General features: G+C 67.9%; 7 protein-coding genes and 1 pseudogene. 4 read left to right on the top strand and 4 right to left on the bottom strand.

All coding sequences use genetic code 11. From position 1 onward, the window contains the following. Positions 1-139: 139 nt before the first annotated feature. The 3 genes from E1258_RS27420 to E1258_RS27410 all read right to left on the bottom strand — a co-directional run bounded on the left by E1258_RS27420 (position 140) and on the right by E1258_RS27410 (position 2,050). Positions 140-547: an SgcJ/EcaC family oxidoreductase gene (locus E1258_RS27420; protein ID WP_132406212.1), complete on the bottom strand. Its 408-nt coding sequence runs from the start codon at positions 545-547 to the stop codon at positions 140-142. A 167-nt stretch (positions 548-714) separates the two neighbouring features. Further along, positions 715-1,410 carry a transposase gene (locus E1258_RS36030; RefSeq protein WP_371688693.1) on the bottom strand — a complete coding sequence of 232 codons (696 nt, stop codon included), beginning with the start codon at positions 1,408-1,410 and terminating at the stop codon, positions 715-717. Positions 1,411-1,486: 76 nt separating this feature from the next. Continuing rightward, positions 1,487-2,050 carry an LLM class flavin-dependent oxidoreductase gene (locus E1258_RS27410; protein ID WP_132406208.1) on the bottom strand — a complete coding sequence of 188 codons (564 nt, stop codon included), beginning with the start codon at positions 2,048-2,050 and terminating at the stop codon, positions 1,487-1,489. Positions 2,051-2,446: 396 nt separating this feature from the next. Here E1258_RS27410 and E1258_RS27405 point away from each other — a divergent pair, with 396 nt between their 5' ends. Beyond that, positions 2,447-2,800, top strand: coding sequence for an SgcJ/EcaC family oxidoreductase (locus E1258_RS27405; protein WP_207919744.1), 354 nt, complete (start codon positions 2,447-2,449; stop codon positions 2,798-2,800). A 101-nt stretch (positions 2,801-2,901) separates the two neighbouring features. Here E1258_RS27405 and E1258_RS27400 read toward each other — a convergent pair whose 3' ends face one another. Next, positions 2,902-4,104 (bottom strand): chromosome condensation protein, encoded by a 1,203-nt coding sequence (locus E1258_RS27400; RefSeq protein WP_132406206.1) that lies wholly within the window; start codon positions 4,102-4,104, stop codon positions 2,902-2,904. Between the two features lie 591 nt (positions 4,105-4,695). On the opposite strand from E1258_RS27400, the pseudogene E1258_RS35215 reads away from it, so the two are divergent. From E1258_RS35215 to E1258_RS27385, 3 genes and pseudogenes are all read left to right on the top strand, one after another. Next, a pseudogene (locus E1258_RS35215) lies at positions 4,696-4,887 on the top strand (IS701 family transposase); the annotation flags it as partial. Between the two features lie 546 nt (positions 4,888-5,433). Beyond that, complete coding sequence (locus E1258_RS27390) at positions 5,434-6,492, top strand: sigma-70 family RNA polymerase sigma factor (RefSeq protein ID WP_132406204.1); 1,059 nt, start codon at positions 5,434-5,436, stop codon at positions 6,490-6,492. Further along, a complete protein-coding gene (locus E1258_RS27385; RefSeq protein WP_132406202.1) occupies positions 6,398-7,612 on the top strand; it encodes an LLM class flavin-dependent oxidoreductase in 1,215 nt (404 codons plus the stop codon). Before E1258_RS27390 ends, E1258_RS27385 begins: the two co-directional genes overlap by 95 nt. Positions 7,613-7,905: the final 293 nt, after the last annotated feature.

Here is a 7,905-nt window from a genome sequence, read left to right as displayed (position 1 = left end):
GCCCCTGGCAGAGGACGGGCTCAACGAGAGCTCGACTTCCCAGGGGCTCCACGCGGCCGACGGCAGGGCGGGAACATCGGCCGGCGATGTCAGGATCCTGCACCACTACACGCGGTAACTGCCTTCCACCGGCAGGGGTTTACTGCGGCGCCTGCGTGGGGCTGTTGTGGTAAGCGGCGATCAGCCACTGGCCGTCCCGCTTCTCGAGCACCCAGGTGTTGTTCACCTTGGCCGCGTCCGGAACCTCGGTCTGGCTGCCGAAGAGGATGCCGGACTCGCTGACGACGATCGCCGCGTCCCTGCCGAGGAAGCGGATGCTGAGCTGCTTGTTGTAGGTCGAGGTGTCCTTGAGCGGTCCCGCGAAGGCCAGGGCCATGCTCTCGCGGATCACGTCACGGCTGGCGCGGAGCGCGCCGGGCATGATGGCGGTCGCATCCTCGGTGTAGTTGGCGACCATGCCGTCGGCGTCACCCGCCGACCAGGCCTTGTAGGAGTCGGCCATAACGGCCTGGATGGCGGCCTCGTCTTCCGGACGGCTGTCTGACATCGGATTCTCCCTTGTGGTTCGGTTCGCCCGGAGTGTTCCGGCGAACTCGTAAATACATACCGGCGCCAGGGTCGGAACTCATCGCGCCAGCGGAAAAGGTGGTGCGCCGTGCTGGACGGCGAGGGACCGCCGCGTAGCGTGGCGGATCGCCCGCCGCGGGATGGCCGTCACGCCGGGGATCGGCCGCCGCGCCCCGCCGCCGCGTGAACCGCCGTCGCTCCCGGCCGGGGTCTTGTTGCGGACCTGGTAGGCGTCCAAGCCGAGTTGGTCTTTGCCGCACTTGTTATCGCCCTCGGAGCCCGGGGTCGCGTCCGCAGCCGGAGTCGGCGACCAACCACGACCACGTCAACGCCGGGTCGGCCAGTGCCGGCGGCCTGGCAGCGTTGCGGGTCATCGGCCCAACAGGCCGGCAGGTAAAGCTCTCGGTCCAGGAACGCGTGCCCGTGCACCGACGCGTGGGACAGCATCACCATGCACTGACAGTTCTCTGTCTGCCCGGTCGCGCCACAATGCTGGGGGGCCACCCCGACGCTCTTGGTTCCTTTCATGATCGCCTGCGTGTCGTCGAGGACCAGCGCCCCACCCGGATCGGACAGTCCAGCAAGGACACACCCGCGGATCTGGTCACGCAGCTCGTCGGCGCTCCACTTCGCCCCGTTGAGCAGATGCTCGAACTGTTGCGGCGTCGCCAACCCGGCGTACTCAGCCAAGCCCCACGAGTTCTTCTTCGCCACATCGGCCAACATCGCCCGGACCATCAGCGTGAACGTCGCCCTCGGCTCCGGACGTTTGAACAAGCACCCCAAACCATCCGTCAGAAAACGAGGCTCCGCGTCCCAATCGACAAGATCCTCAGCTGTCACAACCTCAACCACGCAAGGTCAACGATCAACCCCGCCATCAGTTACAAGATCTTGAAATGTAGTACACGTTGCCCAGCTACATCCCAAACGCCTCACACACGCCCAGCAGGCTCTCCTCGAACCCGCCCTTGGGCATGCCCTTGCCCGCCGTGAACAGCAGCGGCTCGTCATAGACACCCTCGAACGTCGCGGCGAACCGTTCCCATGCCTCCTTCGGTGTTCCGTGAAATCCCATGCCTCCTTCGGTGTTCCGTGGACGGCCAGCGTGTCGAGCATCCGGTCCGAGACGGCGGCCGCCACGGCCGGGATGTCGCCCCGCGCGAACGCCTCGCGGATCCCCGGCGACCTCGGCCTCGAATCCGTGAAAGGCGATGAGCGGCGCCGCCGACGCCCCAGCAGCGAACACCGCGAGCTGCGTCGCGGCGAGCGCTCTGGCCTGCGTAGAGTTTTCGCTCACGGCACAGATGGTCATCCCCGTGATGGGGACGGGCTGCTCCCTTCCGGCCCGGTCCGCGGCGTCGGCGAGCATGGGGCGGATCACTTCCTCGACGAATGCCGGGCTGCACAGGGGCATACCCATCAGGCCGTCGGCGATCGCGCCCGCGGCGCGGATCATCGGAGCGCGGCCGCCGGCCAGCAAGATCCGGGGAGGCTATCGCCGGCGCGCCGCTCAGCCTCGACCGCGATCCGCACCGCCAGGGGCACCGTCCCGGCCTGGACCGCCCGCCACATTGAGCTCCCTTCGCAAAGACCTTCACGTGCCATGACGGTACGGTCCTGCCCGGTCTTCGGCTTCTCTCACGGTGCGCAAAACCGGCCGGAAGGCGGCGACAAAAACGGGCGCGTGGCGCTCAGCCGAGCACGCCTGGACATCTCATGACTGTGAGTGCGATGAGTTCCGGCCTCGCGGCAGGTATGTACAGACGAACTCGCCGGACACGCCGGGCGGGTACATCACAAGAGAGACTCCTATGTCGGACAGCCGTACGGAAGACAAGGCCGCGGTCAACGCGGTACTGGCCGAGGCGTACAAGGCGTGGGAGGCCAACGACGTCGCGGCCTTCATCTCCTGCTCCAACGAGGACGCGACCGCGATCCTGCCCGGCTTGCTCCGGGACAGCCGTGCCGTGATCACGAGACCACGGCCAAGAGCTTCGAAGGACCGCTCAAGGGCAGCTCGACCTACAACAAACAGCTCAGCATTCGCTTTCTCGGCAACGACGGCGCGATCGTCGTGAGTGAATCGGGCATCCTGTTCGCCGGTGAGAGCGAGGTTCCGGAGCCGCGCAAGCTCTACGCGACCTGGGTCCTCGAGAAGAAGGGCGGCACGTGGCACATCGCCGCGTACCACAACAGCCCGAAGCTGGCGCGCGCACTGAGCTGCGCCTAAGCGCCGCGAAGACGGCCCCCGCTCCAGACCTCGGAGCGGGGGCCGCGTGCTCGCCCCCAGGAGAGACGTGGGTACGGTCACCCGTGGGGCGCCGTACGTCGTCAGTGCTCGCTGCCGAGCAGTGACGCCTCGAAGTGCTTGACGACCTCGTCGATCACATCGGCACGGTGGAAAGCGGTGTCGTAGACCAGGTCGAGGGTGAGCCTGCCGTTCGCCGTCGACCCGAAGAGCGTCGGAACCGGTCCGCGTGACGTCGTGGCAAAACGGCTGTCGATGATCCGCAGCCCGTCGGGTACGGGGTAGTCCTCGACGATGCCGATGTTGGACACCATGAAGGAGATCGGCGGGAGCGGCGTCGGCTTGCCGACGCCCCGCTGGGCCACCAGCCGGTGCTGGATCTCTTCCTGCTCCAGGGCCGCCTTCAGCTGCGTGCCGATGCGCCGGCCCACCTCGACGGGCTTGTCGGCGGCGTCGACGTGGGTGGCACACACCAGCCGCGCCGCACAGCAGAATAGCGCGTCCGGCGCGATCGGGGGATTGACGCGCGGGCGCAGGTCCACGACGACGGCCGCCGAGACCGGCAGCGGCCCGGCGTCGGGGAACTGGGCCCGCACCGCGCAGGCCATCGCCCCGGTCAGCAGGTTGGTCAGGGAGACTCCGCCCCGGCGGGATGCGGCGATCAGCGCCGCGGTCGTGTCCTGCTCGTAGCTGAGGCTGCGCACCCCCAGCGGGCCCGGCGCGGTGGCGGCACCAGCCAGGGTCATCGGCGGATCGGTGTCCGGCGGGGGCTGTACCGGGCCTGGTTCATACGCCGCGAGCAGCGCCTCCTCCAGCGAGCCCTCGAACGCGGACCGCCCGGTCGGCGGGGGTTCGATGCCGCGCAACAGGTCCGTGTAGTACTCGAGCAACCGGTGCAGTAACAGCGTGTTCAGGCGGGCGTCGCTGCCGGCGTGGTCGTTGGCGAGAGTGAGTACCGCCGAGCCCGCGGCCTGGGACAGCGAGATCCGGCTGAGCCGGCGGTCCTGGTCCAGGGGAACGTTCAACTCGTTGGTAAGGAGATTCCAGCCCGCTGGCACGACGGTCAACCCCGGCACCTCGTCGGCCAGCACCAGCGCCACATCGTCGTCGGTCCGGCGGAAGGAGCAGCGCAGCAACGGGTAGTCGCGCTGCAGCAGACGCACGGCCCGGTCCAGTGCCGCCGCGTCCACCTGGCCTTCCAAGGTGAGGCTAGCCACCACCGGACCGACCTGCCGCATATAGAACAAGGACTCGAACAGAGTCAGGGAACGCCGCTCGATCGTCATGTGCCAACCTTTCGTCCGTCCGGCGGGAAAGTGAGCCGATGCGAGTGTTCAATCGGTGAACCGGCTCGGCTATGCCGAGCCGGCTGCCGAAGCGATTTCACATGAACAGCCTCGGGGAGAGGATCCGCCGCTGGCCGGGCGGCGAGCGCTGTACAGGTTTGGTCCCGACGCGACTGCCATGCAGTCGAATCCTTTGGTCATCGGACCACCTCGCACACGTTTGCAGCGGCCCGCGAGCAGATAGGTTCGCGGCAGGTGGCATCGCTGAGCAGATCATCTCGTGCTACCCGGTACGAGTATCACGTTCGGCGATGTCGATGGCTTCTTCGAAGGTGCTCATGGCCCGCATGTCGGGCGCAGATCTGGTGGCGAGCCGGTCCAGGTACCGGCGGGTTCATGCCAGAGGGATCGCCTCCTGAACGTGGCCCCGACCGCCGCGCCATTGGACTCGAGCATCGTCGATTGATCATGTACTTTCTGCGTGGATGGATCTCCGCGGGTGGGGCGCGCGACCTCACCGTTTAGTACTGCAACGGCGGGTCGTGGCTTCGGGTGCGGGTCGTTGGTTGGTTGGTTGTGGTAAATGCGCAGGTGGTGGGGACGTGGGATGTCGGGTTGGAGGAGTTGTTCTTCCGGTTCGCGCATCGGTTTGATCGGGTGGGGCCGCGGCGGCGGGCGTGGGCGTTTGTGCGGGGGTTGCTGGCGCCGTTGGAGCGGCGTAACGGGTGGACGCTTGCGGAGCGGGCGGGGCATGGGTCGCCTGACGGGTTGCAGGGCATGTTGGGCGCCGGTGATCAGCAGCATCGCGTACGCGACGGTGTAACCGCCGACGACCAGCTGCAGGGCGGCGCCCGAGGCGTCCAGATCGACGCCGATGGCCGGCATCGCGACGTTGACGATGAGGACGTTGACCAGCGCCATGAACTGACCCAGCAGCAGCACGGTCAGCATCAGCCAGCGCCGGCCACCCTGCTCTGCCTGCTGCGTGGCCGCCGGTGCCGCCAGCCCTAGTCCGGTCATGATGATCTCCGTTCAGTGTGGTTCGTCCGCCTGGGGCGAGCCTGGATCCCTGCCTGATGACGGGCTCGCAGGCATATACCTGCGCTCATCGGGCCACTCATTTGGTCCGACCGGCGCCGGCCCGATTTCGTCGGCCCTGTTCGATACCTTGGCCCGGACCCGGCTGCGGGCCGACACGCCCGCCTGAGGCCACCCGTTCGGTGACTTTGTACCCTTGTGCCGGTATCCATGTGCTGGAGGCGTGGCCGCTCGCTATCGCGGAACGCGCAGTGCGGTGCCGGCCCGGAGTGGATCGAGAGAGGCGTGGTCATGTCGATCAACGAGGACTTCGAGCGGCAGACCGACCCGTACCGGCGCGAGTTGCTGGCGCACTGCTACCAGATGCTCGGCTCGATCCACGACGCGGAGGACCTGGTCCAGGAGACGTTCCTGCGTGCCTGGCGGGCGTTCGAGCGCTTCGACGCCGATCGCGCCTCGATGCGCACCTGGCTCCACAAGATCGCGACGAACGTCTGCCTGACCGCGTTGCAGAGTCGCGGCCGCCGGCCGCTGCCGTCCGGGCTGGGCGGTCCCAGTGACGACCCGAAGCAGCCGCTGATGCGCGGGCAGGAGATCAGCTGGCTCGAGCCGTTCCCGGACACGCTGCTCGGGGCCGACCGTAACGACCCGGCCGTGATCATGGCCGCCAGGGGCAGCATGCGGCTGGCGTTCATCGCGGCCATGCAGTTCCTGCCGCCGCGCCAGCGCGCCATCCTCATCCTGCGGGAGGTGCTCGACGTGCCCGCCGCCGAGGTCGCCGACGTGCTGGGCACGACACCGGCCGCGGTCAACAGCGGGTTGCAGCGGGCCCGTGCCCGGATGGACCAGGTCGGCGTCGGTGAGGATCAGGTCGACGAGCCCTCCGACGCCGAGCACAAGGCGATAGTCGACGAGTACGTCAAGGCCTTCGAGAACGCCGATATCCCCGGCCTGACCCGGCTGCTGACCGACCGGGCCGTGCTGGAGATGCCGCCCTTCCTGAACTGGTACGTCGGCCAGGCCGACTACGGCGCGTTCATCGCCCGGGTGTTCGCCATGCGCGGCACCGATTGGCGGGTGCTGCGGACCGCCGCGAACGGGCAACCTGCCCTGGCCGCGTATACGCGCGGCGACGATGGCGCCTTTCACGAGCACACCCTGCAGGTGCTGACGGTAACTGCCGACGGGATCAGCCGTAACATCGTGTTCCAGGATCCGACGCTGTTCGAGGCCTTCGGCCTGCCGTCCCGGTTGAATGCGACGACAGGTCAGGCCTTACCGCAGGGGCGACCACCGCAATCTGAAAGAACTTTCGACCATACCGGTTGGTTACGCTCGCCTGGCATTTAGCCGCGGGCATATCCGCAGGCGAGGCAGGTGTCGGCCACGGCTCGCCGCTGCACGGCCCCAACCCGGGGCCATCACCGGTATGGAGGTTCAGATGAGCGCTGTCACGGCCCCCGGCTTGGCGATCCAGGGCGGCACGGTCCCGCTGGTCGTGGAGGCCGGGCAACTGGCCGAGCGCAACGGCTTCCATTCGGTGTGGTCGAGCGAGTTCTACGACCGGTCGGCCGTGGTCACGCTGGCCGCGCTGGCCGCGGTCACCTCCCGCATCCAGCTCGGTTCATCGATCGCCTGGGCTTTCGCCCGCACCCCCATCACGCTGGCCACCGACTTCCGTTCGCTGGACGATCTCGCCCCGGGCCGGATGTCGATGGGCCTGGGCACCGGCAATCCGCAGGTCATCGGGGACTGGCACGGGCTGTCGGCGCCGAAGCCGGTCGCCCGGCTGGTGGAGATCATCGAGATCATTCGGCAGGTCTGGAACGTGCACGAGCGCCCGGTCGCCTACGACGGGAAGTTCTTCCGCTGCCACCTGGCCCTCGACCCGCTGCTGCCGGCACTGAGCACCGGGACGCTGCCGATCCTGCTGGCCGGCGGGCGGGCGCCGATCATCCGGGCGGCCGGTGCCGTGGCAGACGGTCTGGTCGGGCAGCCGTTCTGGAGCGCGGCGTTCGTGCGCGACTTCGTGCATCCTGCGTTGTCCGAAGGGGCCGAGTTGGCCGGGCGGACCGGACGCATCCCGGTCACTGGCATGATCATCACGGCTATCGGCGACGACTCGGCCCAGGCCAGGGCAACCGCCGCCATGCAGGCCGCGATCTTCCTGACGCGTAAGTCCGCGGATCCGTTCCTGCAGTTCCACGGCTTCGCGGCCGAGATTGCCGCGGTGCGCGAGGCGTTCGAGCGCCGAGACTTCCGCGGCATGGCCGCGGCGGTGTCCGAGCGGATGCTCGACGTCCTCGCGGTCTTCGGCACCCCGCAGGAGGCGCGCGAGCGTTACCGAGCCAACTTTGAGTCGGTCTACGAGCAGCCGCTTTTCTACTCGTCAGGAAAGGGGATGCCGCTGGAGCACTTCCGCGACAACGTCCACGCCATCTGCGAGACGTTCTCGGACGTCCACGCCTGACACACCCCGTTCGTACCGGGCCGTCCAGTCGCCCACCAGCTCCGGACTGCTCAGCGCGCCTCGTGCGCGTCAGCGGCATGCCCGGATCCCGCCACCGGCGAGCACACGTGTTGATTCCCCTTCCCCCTAGTGTCGCGTAATTGAGATCGTTTACTTGTCGTTGTTGGTGAGGAGTTTGCGGACCTCGGTGTGGACCCAGCGGACCTTGGCCAGGATCTCGCCGGGGGTCGCGGTCCAGACGAACGGTTTCGCGTCGGTGTTCCACGCGGTGACGTAGTCGTTGATCGCCCTGG

The sequence above is a fragment of the Micromonospora sp. KC207 genome (genome assembly GCF_004348615.1).
In the GTDB taxonomy this organism is placed as follows: Bacteria; Actinomycetota; Actinomycetes; order Mycobacteriales; family Micromonosporaceae; genus Micromonospora.
The sequence above is the reverse complement of the archived record's forward strand: the minus strand, read 5'-3'. Positions and strand labels throughout refer to the sequence as shown.